Origin of the sequence: Microbacterium sp. AG157, from assembly GCF_003385695.1 — a bacterium.
GTDB classification, from domain to species: domain Bacteria; phylum Actinomycetota; class Actinomycetes; order Actinomycetales; family Microbacteriaceae; genus Microbacterium; species Microbacterium testaceum.
The window spans coordinates 336527-354809 of the sequence record NZ_QRDK01000004.1 but is presented as its reverse complement, the minus strand read 5'-3'; the positions used below and the strand labels follow the sequence as shown (position 1 = coordinate 354809).

The 18283-nt window shown below is 69.2% G+C and carries 23 protein-coding genes; 20 read left to right on the top strand and 3 right to left on the bottom strand.

The window, feature by feature from the left end; genetic code table 11:
• Positions 1 to 33: 33 nt before the first annotated feature.
• Entirely contained in the window at positions 34 to 1197 is a 1164-nt protein-coding gene (locus tag DEU35_RS14495; protein ID WP_116239915.1) for a glutamate--cysteine ligase, read from the bottom strand.
• A gap of 233 nt (positions 1198 to 1430) precedes the next feature.
• Here DEU35_RS14495 and rpsP point away from each other — a divergent pair, with 233 nt between their 5' ends.
• From rpsP to trmD, 4 genes are read left to right on the top strand one after another with little or no spacing between them, the layout of a single operon-like run.
• A complete protein-coding gene (rpsP, locus tag DEU35_RS14490; protein WP_056230889.1) occupies positions 1431 to 1844 on the top strand; it encodes a 30S ribosomal protein S16 in 414 nt (137 codons plus the stop codon).
• Between the two features lie 5 nt (positions 1845 to 1849).
• Entirely contained in the window at positions 1850 to 2080 is a 231-nt protein-coding gene (locus DEU35_RS14485) for an RNA-binding protein (protein WP_116239914.1), read from the top strand.
• On the top strand, positions 2080 to 2727 hold the full coding sequence (gene rimM / locus DEU35_RS14480) for a ribosome maturation factor RimM (RefSeq protein WP_116239913.1): 648 nt from the start codon (positions 2080 to 2082) through the stop codon (positions 2725 to 2727). The genes DEU35_RS14485 and rimM overlap by 1 nt, the downstream gene beginning before the upstream one ends.
• A 1-nt stretch (position 2728) precedes the next feature.
• Positions 2729 to 3418 carry a tRNA (guanosine(37)-N1)-methyltransferase TrmD gene (gene trmD / locus DEU35_RS14475; protein ID WP_116239912.1) on the top strand — a complete coding sequence of 230 codons (690 nt, stop codon included), beginning with the start codon at positions 2729 to 2731 and terminating at the stop codon, positions 3416 to 3418.
• Positions 3419 to 3640: 222 nt separating this feature from the next.
• Here trmD and map read toward each other — a convergent pair whose 3' ends face one another.
• A complete protein-coding gene (map, locus tag DEU35_RS14470; protein WP_103208945.1) occupies positions 3641 to 4423 on the bottom strand; it encodes a type I methionyl aminopeptidase in 783 nt (260 codons plus the stop codon).
• Between the two features lie 118 nt (positions 4424 to 4541).
• Between map and DEU35_RS14465 the strand changes: the two genes are divergently transcribed.
• The 10 genes from DEU35_RS14465 (at position 4542) to DEU35_RS14420 (ending at position 12448) form a co-directional block, all read left to right on the top strand.
• A complete protein-coding gene (locus tag DEU35_RS14465) occupies positions 4542 to 5033 on the top strand; it encodes an MFS transporter permease (protein ID WP_258027936.1) in 492 nt (163 codons plus the stop codon).
• Between the two features lie 188 nt (positions 5034 to 5221).
• On the top strand, positions 5222 to 5569 hold the full coding sequence (rplS, locus tag DEU35_RS14460) for a 50S ribosomal protein L19 (RefSeq protein ID WP_103209916.1): 348 nt from the start codon (positions 5222 to 5224) through the stop codon (positions 5567 to 5569).
• Between the two features lie 144 nt (positions 5570 to 5713).
• On the top strand, positions 5714 to 6463 hold the full coding sequence (gene lepB / locus DEU35_RS14455) for a signal peptidase I (RefSeq protein WP_103209919.1): 750 nt from the start codon (positions 5714 to 5716) through the stop codon (positions 6461 to 6463).
• Entirely contained in the window at positions 6460 to 7113 is a 654-nt protein-coding gene (locus tag DEU35_RS14450; RefSeq protein WP_116239911.1) for a ribonuclease HII, read from the top strand. The genes lepB and DEU35_RS14450 overlap by 4 nt, the downstream gene beginning before the upstream one ends.
• An 86-nt stretch (positions 7114 to 7199) precedes the next feature.
• A complete protein-coding gene (locus DEU35_RS14445) occupies positions 7200 to 7523 on the top strand; it encodes a DUF2469 family protein (protein WP_055836674.1) in 324 nt (107 codons plus the stop codon).
• Positions 7524 to 7615: 92 nt separating this feature from the next.
• Positions 7616 to 7978: a YraN family protein gene (locus DEU35_RS14440; protein WP_103208951.1), complete on the top strand. Its 363-nt coding sequence runs from the start codon at positions 7616 to 7618 to the stop codon at positions 7976 to 7978.
• The gene (locus DEU35_RS14435; protein ID WP_116239910.1) at positions 7975 to 9498 is read left to right on the top strand and encodes a YifB family Mg chelatase-like AAA ATPase; all 1524 of its coding nucleotides are present in this window, start codon (positions 7975 to 7977) and stop codon (positions 9496 to 9498) included. Before DEU35_RS14440 ends, DEU35_RS14435 begins: the two co-directional genes overlap by 4 nt.
• Positions 9495 to 10649: a DNA-processing protein DprA gene (dprA, locus tag DEU35_RS14430; protein ID WP_116239909.1), complete on the top strand. Its 1155-nt coding sequence runs from the start codon at positions 9495 to 9497 to the stop codon at positions 10647 to 10649. Before DEU35_RS14435 ends, dprA begins: the two co-directional genes overlap by 4 nt.
• A gap of 66 nt (positions 10650 to 10715) precedes the next feature.
• A complete protein-coding gene (locus DEU35_RS14425; protein WP_116239908.1) occupies positions 10716 to 11717 on the top strand; it encodes a tyrosine recombinase XerC in 1002 nt (333 codons plus the stop codon).
• 113 nt (positions 11718 to 11830) lie between these two features.
• Positions 11831 to 12448 (top strand): DUF3060 domain-containing protein, encoded by a 618-nt coding sequence (locus DEU35_RS14420; RefSeq protein WP_116239907.1) that lies wholly within the window; start codon positions 11831 to 11833, stop codon positions 12446 to 12448.
• A 6-nt stretch (positions 12449 to 12454) separates the two neighbouring features.
• Here DEU35_RS14420 and DEU35_RS14415 read toward each other — a convergent pair whose 3' ends face one another.
• Positions 12455 to 12952, bottom strand: coding sequence for a murein hydrolase activator EnvC (locus tag DEU35_RS14415; protein ID WP_181904659.1), 498 nt, complete (start codon positions 12950 to 12952; stop codon positions 12455 to 12457).
• Positions 12953 to 13266: 314 nt separating this feature from the next.
• Here DEU35_RS14415 and rpsB point away from each other — a divergent pair, with 314 nt between their 5' ends.
• The 6 genes from rpsB (at position 13267) to DEU35_RS14385 (ending at position 18239) form a co-directional block, all read left to right on the top strand.
• Positions 13267 to 14136, top strand: a complete 870-nt coding sequence (gene rpsB / locus DEU35_RS14410; RefSeq protein ID WP_103208964.1) for a 30S ribosomal protein S2 — start codon at positions 13267 to 13269, stop codon at positions 14134 to 14136.
• 150 nt (positions 14137 to 14286) lie between these two features.
• Entirely contained in the window at positions 14287 to 15114 is an 828-nt protein-coding gene (gene tsf, locus DEU35_RS14405) for a translation elongation factor Ts (RefSeq protein WP_103208967.1), read from the top strand.
• A gap of 144 nt (positions 15115 to 15258) precedes the next feature.
• Positions 15259 to 15978: a UMP kinase gene (gene pyrH / locus DEU35_RS14400; RefSeq protein ID WP_116239906.1), complete on the top strand. Its 720-nt coding sequence runs from the start codon at positions 15259 to 15261 to the stop codon at positions 15976 to 15978.
• Between the two features lie 75 nt (positions 15979 to 16053).
• On the top strand, positions 16054 to 16608 hold the full coding sequence (frr, locus tag DEU35_RS14395) for a ribosome recycling factor (RefSeq protein WP_094736471.1): 555 nt from the start codon (positions 16054 to 16056) through the stop codon (positions 16606 to 16608).
• 6 nt (positions 16609 to 16614) lie between these two features.
• A complete protein-coding gene (locus DEU35_RS14390; protein ID WP_103208972.1) occupies positions 16615 to 17667 on the top strand; it encodes a phosphatidate cytidylyltransferase in 1053 nt (350 codons plus the stop codon).
• Entirely contained in the window at positions 17664 to 18239 is a 576-nt protein-coding gene (locus tag DEU35_RS14385) for a DivIVA domain-containing protein (RefSeq protein ID WP_103208974.1), read from the top strand. Before DEU35_RS14390 ends, DEU35_RS14385 begins: the two co-directional genes overlap by 4 nt.
• The last annotated feature ends 44 nt before the right edge of the window (positions 18240 to 18283 follow it).

The following is an 18283-nucleotide window of genomic DNA, read 5'->3' as shown; positions in this document are numbered from 1 at the left end:
CGCGCACCTATGAACGAGCGCCGAGCTCGACCCCTAGACGCGGAGCGCCGCGAGATGCTCTTTCAACGTGGGGCCTCCGCGGAACTCGCGAATGAGATGCTGAACGACCTCGCGCAGATCCCCGTCTGCGGCCTCGGCCACCGCGATCTGACGTGCCGAGCTGCCGCCCGTGGCCAGAATCGTCTCGAGGCTCGCGAACTCCTTCGCGCACTTGAGCTCGAGTGCGACGTCGGCGAGCTCTTCCATCGTCTCGCGCAGGTGATCGACCACCGGGCGCTGCGTACCCTCGCGGTCGACGATCACACGGGCGTCGAGGCCGTAGCGCGCGGCGCGCCACTTGTTCTCGCGGGCGTACCACGCCGGGATGCCGGGAAGCTCGCGCCCCTCGTCGAGCAGGCGCGAGAAATGCTCGACGAGCGTCTGCGCGAGGGAGGCGACGGCGGCCAGCTCCGGGAGGGTCGACATCCCATCGCAGGCGCGGATCTCGACCGTGCCCCACTTGGGCGCCGGACGGATGTCCCAGCGCACCTCGCTGGCATCCGCCATCACCCCCGTCCGAACCATGTCGTCGAGGTAGCTCTCGAAGTCGCCCCAGGAGTCGAGCTGCCAGGGGAGCCCCGCGGTCGGCAGCTGCTGGAAGACGAGAGCACGGTTGGAGGCGTAACCGGTGCGCTCGCCCGCCCAGAAGGGACTGGATGCCGACAATGCCTGCAGATGCGGGAGATACACGTTCAGCGCATTGACGATCGGCACGACCTTCTCGACGTCGTCGACGCCGATGTGCACGTGGATGCCCCAGATCATCATGTTTCGCCCCCACCACTGCGTGCGCTCGATGAGCGAGTGGTATCGCGTCTTGTCGGTGACCTCCTGGTCGAACCACTGCGCGAAGGGGTGGCTGCCGGCGCAGAGGATCTCCACGCCGCGCGGCTCGGTCTCGTCCCGGAGGGCGCAGATGGCGTCGGCGATGTCGTCGACGGCTTCGGCGACCGTGTGACCCACGCCGCTGGTCACCTCGACGGTGTTGGTGAGAAGCTCGCCGGTGACGGTGAAGCGCTCGAGAGCCGTCTTCTCCTCGAGCTGGTCGAGGATCTCCGGTGCGCGGGGGACCAGGTCGCCCGTCTCGCGGTCGGCGAGCATGAGCTCCCACTCCAGACCCACGGACGAACGCGTCGATGCAGCGAACGGCAGCCTCATGCGGCTCAGTCTGACACGGGGGTCGGATGCCGGGATCCTCCGCTACCCTCCGAGACACCGCGTGTCGCGGTGCGTCGCGTGTCAGCGTGGGGCCTGAGTATCTGGCAGAATAGAGGGCTGGACCCGCCACTCGACCCTCTATCCAGTGTCGGTCCACCCTTTTGAGCTTCCGCCGGGTGTGCACCCCACTCTCCAGGCGTTCGGTTCGTTAATTTTCATCATTTGGAGTCATCGTGGCTGTCAAGATCCGTCTCAAGCGCCTCGGAAAGATCCGCGCGCCCTACTACCGCATCGTCGTCGCCGACTCGCGCACCAAGCGCGACGGTCGTGTCATCGAGGAGATCGGCAAGTACCACCCGACCGAGGAGCCCTCGTTCATCGAGGTCGACTCGGAGCGCGCGCAGTACTGGCTCTCCGTGGGCGCCCAGCCCACCGAGCAGGTTGCCGCCATCCTCAAGCTGACGGGCGACTGGGGCAAGTTCAAGGGCGACAAGAACGCCGTCTCCACCGTCAAGGTCCGCGAGCCCAAGGCCGCGTTCGAGGCCGACGCTTCGAAGAAGTCCGTCGTCAAGCCGAAGGCCGAGAAGAAGGCCGAAGCTCCCGCCGAGGCGCCCGCTGAGGACGCCGCCGAGACCTCGGCCGAGTAATTCCCGTGCTGTCTGCCGCGCTCGAACACGTCGTCAAGGGGATCGTCGATCACCCCGGCGCCGTGACCATCCGTTCCAGCTCCTCGCCTCGCGGCGACGTGTTGGAGGTTCGCGTGCACCCCGATGACCGGGGTCGCGTGATCGGGCGCGGCGGACGCACCGCCAAAGCACTGCGCACGCTCGTGTCGGCTCTGGCCGACGGCCGCCGCGTGCGCGTCGACGTCGCCGACGACTGATGGCGAACGGCGACATCGCGGGTGCTCAGCCCGCCAAGACCCAGCTCCGCGTGGGACGACTCGTCAAGGCCCACGGCCTGAAGGGCGCGTTCAAGCTCGAGCTGTACACCGACGATCCCGACGGGCGTTTCACGCCGGGGAGCACCTTCACCCTGCAGGTGCCGGAGTCCTCTCCCTGGCACGGCCGCGAGCTGAAGGTCCGCGAATTCCGGTGGATGAACTCTCACCCGGTCGCGTTCTTCGAGGGTGTCGACGACCGTAATGCGGCCGAGGAGCTCGTCAAGGCGATCCTCTGGATCGACCAGGACTCCGAGGCCGCCCCGGCCGAGGACGACGCCTGGTACGACCACCAGCTGGTGGGCCTGGATGTCGTGCGCGACGGAGCAGTGATCGGCCGCGTCGCCCGCGTCGACCACTTCCCCGCTCAAGACCTGCTGATCGTGCGTATGGCGGGTGAGGACCGCGAGGTGCTCGTGCCCTTCGTGGGTGCGATCGTGCCCGAGGTCGATATCGACGGTGGCCGCGTCGTCGTCACGCCCCCCGCGGGACTGTTCGAGGAGCTCCCGGCCGAGGCCGACGACGAGCCCGAGCCCGCCTCGTCGTCGGACGACTCCGACGACGAGACCACTGACGCCCCCGAGGACTGACGTGCGCATCGACGTCGTCTCGATCTTCCCGGCGATCTTCGACGCTCTCGAGTTGTCTCTGCTGGGCAGGGCTCGACAGAGCGGCCTTCTCGACGTTCGCATCCGCGACCTGCGCGACTACACGCACGATCGTCACCGCACGGTCGACGACACCCCCTACGGTGGCGGCGCCGGCATGGTGATGAAGCCCGAGCCCTGGGGCGAGGCGCTTGACGACGTCACGCGTGACGCCGCGAGCCGGCCTGTCATCATCTTCCCGTCGCCCGCGGGCGAGCGGTTCACGCAGGCGACGGCCCGCGAGCTCGCCACCGCCCCGCACCTCGTGTTCGGCTGCGGCCGGTACGAGGGCATCGACGAGCGCGTCTTCGACTACGCCGCCGAGCTCGGCGACGTGCGCCTGATCTCCCTGGGTGACTACGTCTTGAACGGCGGCGAAGTCGCCGTCATGGCGATGGTGGAGGCGATCGGCCGCCTGATCCCCGGTGTGGTCGGCAATCCCGAGAGCCTCGTCGAGGAGTCTCACGAAGACGGCCTCCTCGAGTACCCCTCGTTCACCAAGCCCGCGGTGTGGCGGGAGCGAGAGGTCCCGCCCGTGCTGCTCAGCGGCAACCACGGAGCCGTGGCGACCTGGCGGCGAGAGCAACAGCTCGAGCGTACGCGCCAGCGTCGGCCCGACCTGCTCGCCGACTGACGCACGGCATCCGGCGTTCGGCAGGCGGGGGTACCTCGGTGCCTCACGACGAAGGCGGGCCGCCGGGAAGTCGTGCTGCGGGGAGGAGATTCCAGGAGCGGAGGATGCCGGAACCCCTGGCGGTCCTCCCGTCGCGAAACCTCCTCCCGTTCGGCGAGCACCTCACCGAGCGGCGGCATAAGGATGCCGCGACCTCGAGGCCGCGGCATCCGGAACCGGTCTTCAGTCGACGCCGAGGAACGAGCGGTCGGTCAGAATGATGGGCCCGTCGGCGGTGATGGCCACCGTGTGCTCGGAGTGCGCGCCGCGCGAGCCGTCGGCGCTGCGGAGTGTCCAGCCGTCGGGGTCGGTGACGAGCTCGTCGGTGGTCTGCAGGAACCACGGCTCGAGAGCCAGCACGAGGCCTGCGCGCAGGGGGTAGCCGCGCCCGGCCTTGCCGTCGTTCGCGACGTGCGGGTCGCCGTGCATGGTGCGGCCCACCCCGTGACCGCCGAAGTCGAGGTTGATGCGGAGGCCGTCCGCGCGGGCGATGGACGCGATCGCGGCGGAGATGTCGCCGATCTTGTGGCCGACGGTCGCCGCCTCGATCGCTGCGGCCAGGGCGCGCTGGGTCGTGTCGATGAGCGCGAGATCTTCGTCGCGGGGGGTGCCGACGACGAACGAGACGGCTGAGTCGGCCACCCAGCCGTCGACGGATGCCGCGAAGTCCAGCGAGACGAGGTCGCCGTCGCGCAGCACGTAATCGTGGGGGAGTCCGTGCAGCACGGCGTCGTTGATCGAGGTGCAGAGCACCTTGCCGAACGGGCTCGCACCGAACGAGGGGTGGTAGTCGATGTAGCACGACTCCGCGCCGGCCGAGCGGATCATCTCGTGCGCGCGTCGGTCCAGCTGCAGCAGGTTCGTCCCCACCTTCGTCTCGGCGCGCAGCGTGGCCAGCACCTCCGCGACGAAGCGTCCGGCGGGGCGCATCGCGTCGATCTCGGCCGGGGTGCGCAGTTCGATCATGGGTGGTTCCTCTCGCGTCGAACCCCCATTCTCCCCGATCCGCGGTGCGACCGCCCGACCGAACGGCGCCATAGCTTTCTCAGAGGCGGAGCACATGGTCGAGCCGTAGCATCGGGTCATGGCGCTGCGAAGACTGTTCCTCCACTGGCTGTTCCCGGCCGCTTTCGTTCTTCCGCTGTGGTTGTTCGTCGGGTGGATCGTGTTCTCGGGAGGCAGCGCCTGGGGTCTGTTGTGGCTCTTCGTCGCCGTGCCCGCCGTGTTCGTCTCCCAGCTCGTGCTGTCGTTGCTCATCCGCGCGCGCGGGAGCGTGCGCGAGAACCGCGCGGTGTCCTGGCGCGATCTGCTCGGTCTCGGTGCCTGGCACCTGGTGATCGTCGTACTCGGCCTGTTCGATTCGCGGGTTTTCTTCCCCCTGCTCGTGCTGTCGATCGCGGGCGCGCTCGTCCTTTTCTGGTCGACGCTCGCTCAGCTCTGGAACGAGGCGCGCGGTGCGGTGACCGTGCTGCACGCGACCGACGGAACGGCCTACATCCCGCCGGTCCGTGAGCGGCCGACGCAGCCGGTAGATGCCGAGGTCATCGTCGTCTCGGAGTCCCCCCGCCCCCGATGACGCCGCGCGGGCGGATACCGCCGACGGTACCGTTTTGGCCCGTCGGTGCGGGCGTGGCAGAATAGACGATTGTGCCCTGACCGGCTCTGCCTCAGGGGAGTCATGCCGCATCCGCGGCCGCGGGCACGCCTCACCTTTTTCCCTCTTATCGTGCGATCGACCTGTGGCGGTCGCAGGAAGTGATGATCATGCAGATCCTCGACTCCGTCGACGCGGCTTCGCTCCGCTCCGACATCCCCGCCTTCGGCCCCGGCGACACCGTCAAGGTGCACGTCAACATCACCGAAGGCAACCGCTCGCGTATCCAGGTGTTCCAGGGCGTCGTCATCGGCCGCTCGGGCGACGGTGTCCGCGAGACCTTCTGCGTCCGCAAGGTCAGCTTCCAGGTCGGCGTCGAGCGCACCTTCCCGGTCCACAGCCCCGTGATCGACCACATCGAGGTCGTCACCCGCGGTGATGTGCGTCGCGCCAAGCTGTACTACCTGCGCAGCCTCCGCGGCAAGAAGGCCAAGATCAAGGAGAAGCGCGACCGCTGAGTCCGCTCTCTCGAACGCCCCGTGGGTCACACCCGCGGGGCGTTCGGCGTTCTCACGGCGAGGTCGGTCACGGGGCGGCTCCGCGATGTGCGACCCTGGTTCGTGCGGTTCGGTCGGTGTGCGTCGAACCCGGTGAAGGAACATATGAGCGATCAGACCGCCTCGACCTCGGATGCCGTGGCATCCCGCTCCGCCGGACGGCGTCGACGCGGATGGGGGGCGTTCTTCCGCGACCTCCTCGTGATCGTGCTGATCGCGCTCGTGGTGTCGTTCGTGGTGAAGACGTTCGTCGTCCGGTCGTTCTACATTCCGTCCGCATCGATGGAGAACACGTTGATGATCAAGGATCGGATCCTCGTCGACGAATTGACTCCGAAGTTCGGACAGTACTCGCGCGGTGACGTCGTCGTGTTCCGCGACCCGGGTGGGTGGCTTCCCCCCAGCCCCTCTGAGCAGCGGTCACCCATCGTCGAGGGCGCGGACTGGGTGCTCTCGCTCTTCGGCCTGTCGGCGCCCGACAGCGACGACCACCTGATCAAGCGAGTCATCGGCACGGCGGGCGATCATGTCGTCTGTTGCAACGCTCTGGGACAGACGACCGTCAACGGCGTGCCGCTCGACGAGAGCTACGTCCGCCTCGCCCCCGGCGCCACCGCGCCAGAACCCGTCCCGTACGACATCACCGTGCCCGACGGCTCGCTGTGGGTGCTCGGCGACAACCGCAACAGCTCGCGCGACTCGCGCTTCAACCAGGATCAGCCGGGGCAGGGTTTCGTTCCCGTCGACAACGTCGTGGGTCGTGCCTTCCTCATCACCTGGCCGTTCACGCGCTTCGGGATGATCGACTTCCACCACGAGGTGTTCGCGGGGGTTCCCGCGCCGGCGGCGAAGTGATCGAACCCACCCTCACCCTCGAGCGTCGCCTGCTGAAAGAGCACGCGATCGTCATCGCGTGCGACGAGGTCGGACGCGGAGCACTGGCGGGTCCGGTCGCGGTGGGTGCGGCGGTGATCGACCCGGCGCGCTCGCGCAAGCGGGTGCCCCAGGGGCTCCGGGACTCCAAGCTGGTCCCCGAGGCGCGTCGACCCGAGGTCGCCGCGCGAGCGGCCGCCTTCGTGCAGCACAGCGCCGTCGGGTGGGCCAGCTCGGTCGAAGTCGACGAGATCGGCATCATCCGGGCGCTGGGCCTCGCCGCGGTCCGCGCCATCGCCGACCTGCGCGCGCACGGCGTCGTGCCGGAAGAGGCACTCGTGATCCTCGACGGCAACCACGACTACATCACCCCCGCGGGGGAGACCGGGCTGACCGTGCGTCCGATCATCAAGGCCGACCGCGATTGCGCGAGCGCCGCGGCGGCATCCGTCATCGCCAAGGTGGCTCGTGACACCCTGATGACCGGTCTGCACGACGATCACCCCGCCTACGGGTGGGCCCGGAACAAGGGGTACGCGAGCCTCGACCATCGCGACGCGATCAGCGCTCACGGCATGAGTGTGCACCACCGGCACTCCTGGGCGATCGCGGCCGCACCGACCCTTTTCTGAGCTTTCGCGGGCGCAGTCGGACGGACGCGCCCGAGGTGTCTTGCCGTGCGGCCGGGACGACAGCGCGCGCCTAGGATGGAACAACCATGGATGACGACGTCTTCGAGGACTACGACCGCGAACTCGAGCTGGCCCTGTACCGCGAGTACCGCGATGTCGTGCGCCAGTTCACCTACGTGATCGAGACCGAGCGCCGGTTCTATCTCGCGAACGACGTCAACGTCGTCCGCCGCGACACCGAGCACGACTTCTACTTCGAGATCTCGATGACCGACGTATGGGTGTGGGACATCTATCGCGCCGACCGGTTCGTGAAGTCCGTGCGCGTGCTCACCTTCAAGGACGTCAACGTCGAAGAGCTCTCGCGTCACGACTTCCAACTGCCCGACGAGCTCTCCCTCGACAACTGAGGGTCCTCCCCAGCCGGTCGGTTCCCGCCGCTGTCCCCGGATAGCGGTCTCCGTTCCTCGGGCGTGGTGGGACGGATGCCACGCTCTCGGGCATGGCAGCGAAAGACGAACTCGGCAGAGCCGGCGAAGACCGCGCCGTCGCGTACCTGACGGACGACGGCTACCGCATCCTCACGCGTAATTGGCGATGCGCCCAGGGCGAGATCGACATCGTCGCCGTCCGTGCGGACACGCTCGTCGTGGTCGAGGTCAAGACCCGACGCAGCGAGGACTACGGACACCCCTTCGAGGCGATCGACGCGCGCAAGGCGCAGCGGCTCTGGCGTCTGGCGATGGCGTGGCTCGCAGCCCACCCTGACGAGGCGCGCGGGCGAACGCTTCGCGTCGACGCGATCGGTTTGGTCGGACCCGATCCTGCGCGGGCTCGCCTCGAGCACCTCGAGGACGCGCTGTGACCCTCGCGCGCACCTGGGCCGTCGCGCTGTCGGGCCTCCACGGCGACCTGGTGGAGGTCGAGGCCGATGTGTCCTCTCAGACTCCGGAGTTCTCGATCATCGGCCTCGCCGACAAGGCTCTGGGCGAGGCGGGACGACGCGTACGCGGCGCTTGCACCAACCGCGGGCTCGACCTGCCGAAGCGGCGGATCACCGTGAACCTCTCTCCGGCGAGCCTTCCCAAGCGCGGGTCGGGTTTCGACGTGGCGATCGCCGTCGCCGCTCTCGCCACGTCGATACGGATGGATGCCGTCCGCGTCGCGCAGACCGTGCACATCGGCGAGCTGGGGCTCGATGGGCGCCTTCGTCCCGTGCCCGGAGTGCTCCCGGCGGTGGTCGCGGCCCAGCGTGCGGGTTATCGGCGCGTCGTGGTCCCGGCAGCGAACGCCGCGGAGGCGGGGCTCATCGGCGACATCGAAGTGTTCGCGGCTTCGTGCCTCGCCGAGGTGGTGCGGTGGCACGGCGGGGCGAGCGATGCTCCAGACCTCGAGCCGGTCGCGGCACCGGCCCTCGGCGGCGGCGAGGACGAGCCGCTCGAACTGGCTGATGTCGTGGGGCAGGGGGATGCGGTCGACGCGTTGGTGGTGGCAGCAGCGGGTGGGCACCACCTCTTGATGAGCGGGCCACCGGGGGCAGGGAAGACGATGCTGGCCCGTCGGCTTCCCGGCATCTTGCCACCTCTCGATGACGAGGCGGCATTGTCGGTCGCCTCTATCCGTTCCTTGTCGGGCGAGGCCGTGACACGCCTGTCCCGTACGCCTCCGTTCGAGAGCCCGCACCACGGGGCGACCGCCGCAGCGCTGATCGGCGGGGGATCCGGCGTCGTCAGGCCCGGTGCCATCGCACGCGCCAGCGAGGGGGTGTTGTTCCTGGACGAGGGCGGCGAATTCCCGGCGTCCGTTCTCGATGCTCTTCGACAGCCGCTGGAGAACGGCGTCATCCAGCTGCACCGTTCCGGAGTCGCGGCGACGTATCCGGCGCGGTTCCAGCTCGTCGTGGCGACCAACCCCTGTCCCTGCGGTCAGTACGGGGTACCGGGCGGTTCGTGCGAGTGCGCTCCGCAGGCGATTCGCCGGTATACGCGACGCCTGTCCGGGCCGTTGCTCGATCGCATCGACATCGATCTGCGGCTGCAGCGTGTGTCGACAGCGCGTCACGAGGGCGGTGCGCGATCGGTGTCGTCGGAACGGGCACGGCATATCGTCGCCGAGGCGCGTGCGCGCGCGACGCGGAGGTGGGCCGCGACGCCGTGGCACCGAAACGCCGACGTGCCCGGAACCTGGCTGCGTGGACCGGCGGCACCGTCCCCCGAGGTCGTGCGGCCCCTCGACACCGCCCTCCGTCGTGGAGCCCTGACGTTGCGCGGGTACGACCGGTTGCTGCGCGTCGCGTGGACGGTCGCCGATATCGCCGGGCATGACGAGTTGTGTTCCGACGATGTCGGTCGCGCTCTGTACCTGCGCCGAGGAGCGGGCGTATGACGGGCTTCGTCGTCGATCGCGACGAAGCCCGGAGGGCGCTCCAGGGACTCAGATCGACCGATGGAGCGGCCGCCGAGGCATATGCCCGGGCGGTGTGGAGCGTTCTCGTCGAGCCGGGCGACGGAGCGGCGGGTGAGCTCATCGCCGCGCACGGGGCGGCCGGGGCCCTGCATGTCGCGACGTCGGCTCAGGACGAGGAGGTCCGGCTGGCGCGCGCTCGCTGGCTTCCTCGACTGCGGCCTGAGGCGATAGACGCGGTGCTCGACGCCGCGCGTCGAGCGAGTGCCTCGCTCATCGTGCCGGGGGACGACCAGTGGCCGGAGCGGCTCGACGATCTCGGCGTTCATGCGCCCGTAGCTCTCTGGCGACGTGGGGGAGGGGTCACGAGCGATCGTCCGACAGTGGCACTGGTGGGCGCGCGGGCGTCCACGGCCTACGGCGAGGGCGTGGCGGCCGACCTCGCGGCGGATCTCTCGGCGTCGGGGGCCGTGATCGTCTCGGGGGCGGCGTACGGAATCGACGGGGCGGCTCATCGCGCGGCGCTGTCGACGGGAGGCATGACGGTCGCGTTCCTCGCCGGCGGTGTGGATCGCGCGTACCCCCGCGGGCACGAGAGCCTGCTCACGAGGATCGCGAGCACCGGTGCGGTCTGGAGCGAGACGCCCTGCGGCGCGGCGCCCACCAAATGGAGGTTCCTCGCGCGTAATCGTCTCATCGCCGCGATGGCCGACGCGGTCGTGGTCGTCGAGGCGGGGTGGCGCAGTGGTTCGCTCAACACCGCCGCTCATGCCGCGAGCCTCGGCCGAGCGCTCGGGGCAGTACCCGGCCCGGTGACGAGCGCGGCATCCGCGGGCTGTCACCGCATCCTTCGCGACTACGGCGGGGCGTGCGTGACCTCCGCGGCGGATGTCCTCGAGATGCTCGGCAGGGGCGCGCGGGAGCCGGAGCGTCTCACGGATCGCACAGACGACACGACGAGGGTGTGCGATGCCCTTTCCCCGAGGTCGCCTCGTTCGACGGCGGAGGTCGCACGCCGGAGCGGCCTGTCTGTCGCGGAGACCGGAGCCGTCCTCGGGTTCGCCGAACTCGAGGGGAGAGCCCGTCGCGACGACGACGGTCTCTGGATGGCGATGCATTCGAGACCAGAGTGACGGGGGAATGCATGGGCGTCGCGCGTCGTCCCGCCTCCGTTGGCGATCAGCGGGCACTCTGGGTGAATGCACCTGTCGGAGGCCGTGGAGGGCTACCTCGCCCATCTCGCCGACGTGCGTCGGCTGTCCGCCGCAACGGTGCGCGCATATCGGTCCGATCTCGCCGACCTCGTCTCGGCTCTGGGCGATCGCCCCCTCGCTGACGTCGATGTGGAAGACCTGCGCGAGTGGCAGTGGCAGGCCGCCCGGTCCGGTCGGTCGAAGGCGACATCGGCGCGTCGAACCTCGACGCTGCGAGGACTCTTCGCATGGGCGGTCGAGCAAGAGATCGTCGTCGCCGACCCGTCGCAGCGACTGGTGTCGCCGAAGCGCGGACGAACGCTCCCCGCTGTGGCGACTGCGGAAGCATTGGAGGGCGTGCTCGCCGCCGCGGCCCAACGCGCCGACGGCGGAGATCCGGTCGCTGTGAGAGATCACGCCCTGCTCGAGATCCTCTATGGTTCGGGCGCGCGCGTCTCCGAGATCTGCGGTCTGGATCTCGACGACGTCGACCACGAGCGACGAACCCTTCTGCTCCGCGGCAAGGGCGACAAAGACCGGGTCGTTCCGTTCGGGCTGCCGGCGTCGCGGGCGCTGGAGGCGTACCTGGTGCGGGCGCGGCCGGTATTGCGGGCTCGCGCGCTCGAGGCGACCGTATCGATCGGAAGCGCCAGGAACGGGAGCCCTTCGGAGGGGAGCGGGCCAGCTCGAGGCGAGCGACACGCCGCCCGCGCGCGCACCGACGCCGCGGGTCGCGCCGTCTTCCTCGGCGCGAGAGGAGCCCGGCTCGGTCCGCGAGCCGTTCACGAGCTCGTCTCGAGGACCGTCGCCCCGAGTGTCGGCGCGGAGGTGCTCGGTCCGCACGCGCTCCGCCACTCCGCGGCGACGCACCTGCTCGACGGCGGCGCCGACCTGCGCGCGGTCCAGGAGATCCTCGGTCACGCGAGCCTGGGGACGACGCAGATCTACACGCACGTCTCGGCCGAACGACTGCGCGAGGCCTACCGCCTCGCGCACCCGAGAGCCTGACGGACGGGTCGCCGGGTGGTGTTTCGCGCCCGCGTCCCCGCGACCGGATGACCGCCTGCCGTGCCGACGGTGAAACGCGTGCGAACCTGCGCGTGACGCCCTAGCGTGGAGCCGTGAACCTTCACCGCTCGGTGCCTGCCGCTCTCGGCGTGCTCGCCCTCGCCGGTGTGCTCAGCGCCTGCAGCATGACTCCCGAGCCCGTCGAGACCCGACTCCCTCCGGAACGAGCGGCGTCGAGCGCTCCGTCCTCGGCCGCGGTCCCGTCCCCGTCGGTCGTGACCATCTCTCCCGCCCCCGTCTTGACGGGCGCCCCCAGCGGTCCCCCCGCGAATGCATCGGGTGACACCGTGTCCTGCGGTGACGGCGGTACGCAATCGGTGTCGGGGTCCGAGCAGACCGTCCGAGTCGTCGGGACCTGTGCCGAACTCACGGTCTCGGGCTCCGCCCTCACGGTCGACGCCTCGGCGGCATCCATCGGCACCCTGCGAATCTCGGGAGACCGCGCGCGTGTGGACGCCGCCGCGATCGACGCGCTCGTCGTCCAGGGCAACGACGGCTCGGTCCGTTCCGCGGGTGCCATCGGCAGCGTCGACGTGAGCGGAGACCGCTCGACGGTCGACGCCAAAGGCGCGGTGTCTTCCGTGACCGTCCGCGGGCAGGACAACGTCGTTCGAGCCTCGGGCGGCGTCGGGACGCAGACCGTCGAGGGCCGCGGCAACCAGATCGGTTGAGCCCACTCAGCAGCACGGCAGAAGCACGGCCCGTGGCACGCCGCCCAGCAACCTCAGCGGGTTGACGTACTCGCCCCGTAACCGCACGCCGAAGTGGACGGTACCGGGCCCGGTGTGGCCCTCGTCGGAGACCGTGCCGACCGGCGCACCGCGGGCGACCGGGTCGCCCGCGGCGAGATCTGTGCTGACGGGCTCCAACGTCGTCACGAGACCGCCGCCGTGGTCGATCGTGACGATGCTGCGACCGGCCACCATCCCGACGAACGCCACGCGTCCGTCCGCGGGCGAACGGACCGCGTCCGCTCGCAGATCGACGCCCCGGTGCCCCGGACCGTACGCGTGCGCGGGCGCGATGAACGGTCGTGTCACCTCGACGGGCGTCACGGGCCACACCCATCCGAGATCGGCGAGTCGATCGCCTTCCACGGCGTCGGCTCGCGTCACGGCGAGCATCACCGCGATCAGCGCGATCAGGCTCACACAGCGGAGGGATGCCGAGATCATCCGGGAAGTCTTGCGCGCGGGCGTCTCGTCCGCGGGCGAAGGAGCGGAACCGGGGAGAGGTTGACCCCGGCATGCGGGTGGGGAGGAGCGGTCCTGTATGCTGGACCTTGCATCTCGCTTGTCGGGATGACTCCGCGTGCCCACAGCGCACCGCGTGGCCTCTCGGGGCAGCGCACCGCGCGGCATCCACACCCCCTGGTCCTTCGCTTCGGCGAGTGGCGGGTGTGCGCCGGGCACCAGGCTCGTCAGACGGACCGTCTGGCGCGAACAACCACAACCACGGCGCGAAAGCGCCCAGAAACAGGAGTACGACCATGGCCGTCGTCACCATCCGCCAGCTGCTCGACAGCGGCGTTCACTTCGGACACCAGACCCGCCGGTGGAACCCGAAGGTGAAGCGCTTCATCCTCACCGAGCGCTCCGGCATCCACATCATCGACCTGCAGCAGTCGCTCGGGTACATCGACAAGGCGTACGAGTTCGTCAAGGAGACCGTCGCGCACGGCGGCACCATCCTCTTCGTCGGCACCAAGAAGCAGGCGCAGGAAGTCCTCGCCGAGCAGGCGACCCGCGTGGGCCAGCCCTACGTCAACCAGCGCTGGCTCGGTGGCCTCCTCACCAACTTCCAGACGGTGTCGAAGCGCCTCGCCCGCATGAAGGAGCTCGAGGAGCTCGACTACGAGAACCCCGCCGAGAGCGGCTTCACCAAGAAGGAGCTCCTGCTCAAGAAGCGCGAGCTCGACAAGCTGCACAAGTCGCTCGGTGGTATCCGCAACCTGCAGAAGACCCCGTCGGCCATCTGGGTCGTCGACGCCAAGCGCGAGCACCTCGCCGTCGACGAGGCCAAGAAGCTCGGCATCCCCGTGATCGGCATCCTCGACACGAACGCCGACCCCGACGAGTTCCAGTACCCGATCCCCGGCAACGACGACGCGATCCGTTCGGTGAGCCTGCTCACGCGCATCATCGCCGACGCCGCCGCCGAGGGCCTGATCCAGCGTCACCAGCCCGCCGGTGAGGAAGAGGCCGCCGAGCCTCTCGCCGAGTGGGAGCGCGAGCTCCTCGAGGCGCCCGCCGAGTCGACCGAGGCTCCGGCTGCCGAGTCGGCCGAGGCGCCCGCCGCTGAGTCGACCGAGGCCGCCGAGACCGAGGCTGCTGACGCCGAGGCCACCGACAGCAAGTAAGCCGCGAGGCATTCCGTTCGCCTTCGCGTGATCGGTGCGCCACCCGCACAGGCTACGATCCGGCGGGGTCGTGATGGCTCCCTCTTGGGGGAGCGACACGGCCCCGCCGGGCTCACATCTAGAACGCAAACGACAAGGAGACGCCACACCATGGCAAACTTCACGATCGCCGACATCAAGGCTCTGCGCGAGCAGCTCGGCACGGGCATGGTCGACACCAAGAAGGCGCTCGAAGAGGCCGACGGCGACGTCGAGAAGGCCGTCGAGATCCTGCGCCTCAAGGGTGCCAAGGGCAACGCCAAGCGCGCCGACCGTTCGACCAGCGAGGGCCTCGTCGCCGCGCGCGAGAACGACGGATCCGTGACCCTGCTCGAACTCGCCTGCGAGACCGACTTCGTCGCAAAGAACGAGCGCTTCATCGCTCTGGCCGACAAGGTCGTCGACGCGGCCGCCGCCGCCGGTGCGGACTCGGTCGAGGCCGCCCTGGCCGCCGACGCCGACGGCAAGACCGTCGAGCAGCTCATCTCGGACGAAGCCGCCATCATCGGTGAGAAGGTCGAGCTCCGTCGCGTGCGCACCATCTCGGGCGACAAGTTCGAGGTCTACCTGCACAAGACAAGCAAGGACCTGCCCCCGCAGGTCGGCGTGGTCCTCGCCTACTCGGGCGACGACGCCGAGACCGCTCGCTCGATCGCGCAGCACATCTCGTTCGCGAACCCCTCGTACCTCACCCGTGACGCCGTGCCCGAGGCAGACGTCGAGAAGGAGCGCGAGATCGTCACCGAGATCTCGCGCAACGAGGGCAAGCCCGAGGCCGCCCTGCCGAAGATCGTCGAGGGACGCGTCAACGCGTTCTTCAAGCAGGTCTCGCTGCTCGACCAGGACTACGCGAAGGACAACAAGCTGTCCGTCGCCAAGGTCGCGTCCGACGCCGGTCTCACGCTGACCGACTTCGCCCGCTTCAAGGTCGGCGCGTAACCCTTCGACAGGCTCAGGGCCCGTCATGAGGCCCGGGATGCCACGGCATTCCGGGCCTTTTCCCTGCCCGCGCCTCGTGTCGCCTCCGGCATTCCGGTGGCGGGAGGCGGGGGATAGTTTGTTCAAGACGAGAGGACATCACACGTGATCGATGAAGCCACCAAGCGCCGCCGAGTTCTGCTGAAGCTGTCGGGGGAGGCGTTCGGCGGGGGCCAACTGGGCGTGAATCCCGACATCGTGGGACAGATCGCCCGCGAGATCGCCGAGGCGGTCGACCGCGTCGACGTCGCCATCGTCGTCGGCGGCGGCAACTTCTTCCGTGGCGCCGAGCTCAGCCAACGCGGCATGGACCGCGGGCGCGCCGACTACATGGGCATGCTCGGCACCGTGATGAACTCGCTCGCACTGCAGGACTTCCTCGAGCAGGCCGGGGCGGCCACGCGCGTGCAGTCCGCCATCTCGATGACGCAGGTCGCCGAGCCCTACATCCCGCGCCGTGCTGTGCGTCACCTCGAAAAGGGCCGCGTCGTCATCTTCGGTGCGGGCGCGGGTCTTCCATACTTCTCTACCGACACCGTTGCCGCCCAGCGAGCTCTCGAGATCGGCGCGACCGAGGTTCTGGTCGCCAAGAACGGCGTCGACGGCGTCTACACCGCCGATCCGAACGTGGACCCGAGCGCGACCAAGCTCGACCACGTGACCTACGGCGACGCCCTGCAGAAGGGGTTGAAGGTGGTGGACTCCACCGCGTTCAGCCTGTGCATGGACAACGGTATGGACATGCGAGTCTTCGGTATGGAGCCGGCCGGAAACGTCACCCGGGCCCTGCTCGGTGAGACGATCGGTACCCTCGTCACCGCATGACGCGCCGCGCGAGCCCGGGAAGCCGGGCTCGCGCGCGACTAGACTCGACAGTCAGTCCCAACGAATGGAGTCACCGTGATTTCCGATGTCCTCGCCGATGCCGGAGCGCGCATGGATCGCGCCGTGGAGGCCGCCAAGGAAGACTTCGCGACCGTCCGTACCGGGCGCGCGAACCCCCAGATGTTCCAGAAGGTGCTGGTCGACTACTACGGGTCGCCCACCCCTCTCGCTCAGCTCGCCTCGCTGAACAACCCCGAGGCCCGCACCCTCGTCATCAACCCGTACGACAAGTCGGCGCTGAAGGCGATCGAGCAGGCGATCCGCGACATGCCGAACCTCGGGGTCAACCCGACGAACGACGGCACCATCGTTCGAGTCACCATGCCCGAGCTCACCCAGGACCGCCGCAAAGAGTACGTGAAGATCGTGCGCGGTAAGGGCGAGGACGCCAAGGTGCAGGTGCGCAACCTTCGACGCAAGGCCAAGGACGACCTCGACGCCCTGAAGAGCGATGTCGGTGAAGACGAGCTCGTCCGCGCCGAGAAGGAGCTCGACACCGTGACGCGCACGCACGTCGACTTGATCGACGAGGCGCTCAAGCGCAAAGAGGCCGAGCTTCTCGAGGTCTGACCCCCCATGCCCGAAGCCCCTGAGATCGGCGAGGGCGAGCCGGTCGATCCGACCGCCTCGCCTCGCCGGGCCGACTCGGCTCGCCGCTCGCCGACCACAGGCGAGGGCGTGACCGCCATCGAGTCGCAGCTGCGCTCTATGCGATCGGATGCCGAGCAGCACATCGCTCACGCGCGTGCGGAGTTCGACCAGGCGAACGAGCGGCTCAAGCAGCGAACCGGCCGCGACCTCATCGTCGCGACCCTGATCGGTGTGGGCATCGGCGCGATCGTCGTCGCTTCGCTCATCTTCATCAAGTGGCTGTTCGTGTTGTTCGCAGCGGCCGCCATGGTGCTGGGCGTGCTCGAGTTCTCGCGCGCCCTGCAGGTGTCGGGCCGTCGCGTCGACGTCGTGCCGCAGCTCGCCATGGGCTTCCTGCTGCTGCTCAGCGGGTTCTTCCTCGGACCCTGGGTGCACTGGATCGCGACCCTCGTCGCTGTCGTCGTGGTGGTCGTGTGGCGGTTGACGGCGCAGATGTTCGCGTCCGACGGTCGCGCGCACATCGAGGTCATCGGCGACGTCCTGGTCGCGAGCTTCGTGCAGCTGTACGTCCCCTTCCTCACCAGCGTGGCGATGATCCTCCTCGCCCAGCCTCGAGGCGAGTGGTGGGTGCTCGCGTTCCTCATCCTCGCGGTGGCCGCCGACACCGGTGCCTACGTCTCAGGCCTGACCTTCGGACGGGGTGGGCGGCATCCGATGGCCCCTCGCATCAGCCCGAAGAAGACGTGGGAGGGTTTCGCGGGTGCATGCCTCGCCGCCCTGGTCGCCGGCGCTTTGCTCGCCGCGTTCATGCTGCAGGTGCCGTGGTGGGCCGGGCTCATCTTCGGGGCGGTCGTGCTTGCGACGGCCACCGTCGGCGACCTCGGAGAGTCGATGCTCAAGCGCGACCTGGGTATCAAGGACATGAGCTCGTGGCTCCCGGGCCACGGGGGAGTACTCGACCGCCTCGACTCGATCCTGCCGTCGGCGACGGCCGCCCTGGTGATGTTCTATCTGCTCGCCCCGTTGGGAGTGTCATGACCGAGACGCCGATCCACGACACCGTGGCAGCGACACCGTTCCCGACGACCTCCGGTCGCACGAAGGGGTACGAGAAGCGCGCCGTCGACGTGTTCCTCGCCCGCGCGCGCGAGGCGTTCGAGGCTGACGACCTCGGAGCGCTGCGTTCGTCCGAGGTGCGCATCGCGGCGTTTCCCCTCGTCCGGGGAGGCTACAGAGTCGACGCGGTCGACGCCGCCCTCGGACGGGTCGAAGACGCCTTCGCCGCGCGTGAACGCGACTACGCCCTGTCGCGTCTCGGTGCGCGCGCCTGGGTCGCGGAGACGCGCGATACGGCGCAGGTGGTGCTCGACCGTCTCCGTCGACCGCGGGGGTCGCGGTTCGACCGCGTCGGGTTCTTCCGGTACGGCTATCGCGTGGACGAGGTCGACGTCGTCGCGGATCGCATCGCACGTTACCTGGCGGCGGGCGATCCGATCACACCGGAACAGGTCCGCTCCGTCGCGTTCCGCATGCAGCGCGGCGGGTATCGCGAGACGCAGGTCGATGCGGTGCTCGATGCGGTCGTCGAAGTCATGCTCGCCGTCGGATGACCACCGCGCGTGGCATCCTTGCTCGAGCGTCGGTAGAATCGAGC

Excerpts from the sequence above, each read along its gene's own strand:
- DEU35_RS14495 (WP_116239915.1), bottom strand. The coding sequence starts at position 1,197 with ATGAGGCTGCCGTTCGCTGCATCGACGCGTTCGTCCGTGGGTCTGGAG.
- rimM (WP_116239913.1), top strand. The coding sequence starts at position 2,080 with ATGGCGAACGGCGACATCGCGGGTGCTCAGCCCGCCAAGACCCAGCTC.
- map (WP_103208945.1), bottom strand. The coding sequence starts at position 4,423 with ATGATCGAACTGCGCACCCCGGCCGAGATCGACGCGATGCGCCCCGCC.
- DEU35_RS14465 (WP_258027936.1), top strand. The coding sequence starts at position 4,542 with ATGGCGCTGCGAAGACTGTTCCTCCACTGGCTGTTCCCGGCCGCTTTC.
- rplS (WP_103209916.1), top strand. The coding sequence starts at position 5,222 with ATGCAGATCCTCGACTCCGTCGACGCGGCTTCGCTCCGCTCCGACATC.
- lepB (WP_103209919.1), top strand. The coding sequence starts at position 5,714 with ATGAGCGATCAGACCGCCTCGACCTCGGATGCCGTGGCATCCCGCTCC.
- DEU35_RS14445 (WP_055836674.1), top strand. The coding sequence starts at position 7,200 with ATGGATGACGACGTCTTCGAGGACTACGACCGCGAACTCGAGCTGGCC.
- DEU35_RS14440 (WP_103208951.1), top strand. The coding sequence starts at position 7,616 with ATGGCAGCGAAAGACGAACTCGGCAGAGCCGGCGAAGACCGCGCCGTC.
- dprA (WP_116239909.1), top strand. The coding sequence starts at position 9,495 with ATGACGGGCTTCGTCGTCGATCGCGACGAAGCCCGGAGGGCGCTCCAG.
- DEU35_RS14425 (WP_116239908.1), top strand. The coding sequence starts at position 10,716 with ATGCACCTGTCGGAGGCCGTGGAGGGCTACCTCGCCCATCTCGCCGAC.
- DEU35_RS14415 (WP_181904659.1), bottom strand. The coding sequence starts at position 12,952 with ATGATCTCGGCATCCCTCCGCTGTGTGAGCCTGATCGCGCTGATCGCG.
- rpsB (WP_103208964.1), top strand. The coding sequence starts at position 13,267 with ATGGCCGTCGTCACCATCCGCCAGCTGCTCGACAGCGGCGTTCACTTC.
- tsf (WP_103208967.1), top strand. The coding sequence starts at position 14,287 with ATGGCAAACTTCACGATCGCCGACATCAAGGCTCTGCGCGAGCAGCTC.
- DEU35_RS14390 (WP_103208972.1), top strand. The coding sequence starts at position 16,615 with ATGCCCGAAGCCCCTGAGATCGGCGAGGGCGAGCCGGTCGATCCGACC.
- DEU35_RS14385 (WP_103208974.1), top strand. The coding sequence starts at position 17,664 with ATGACCGAGACGCCGATCCACGACACCGTGGCAGCGACACCGTTCCCG.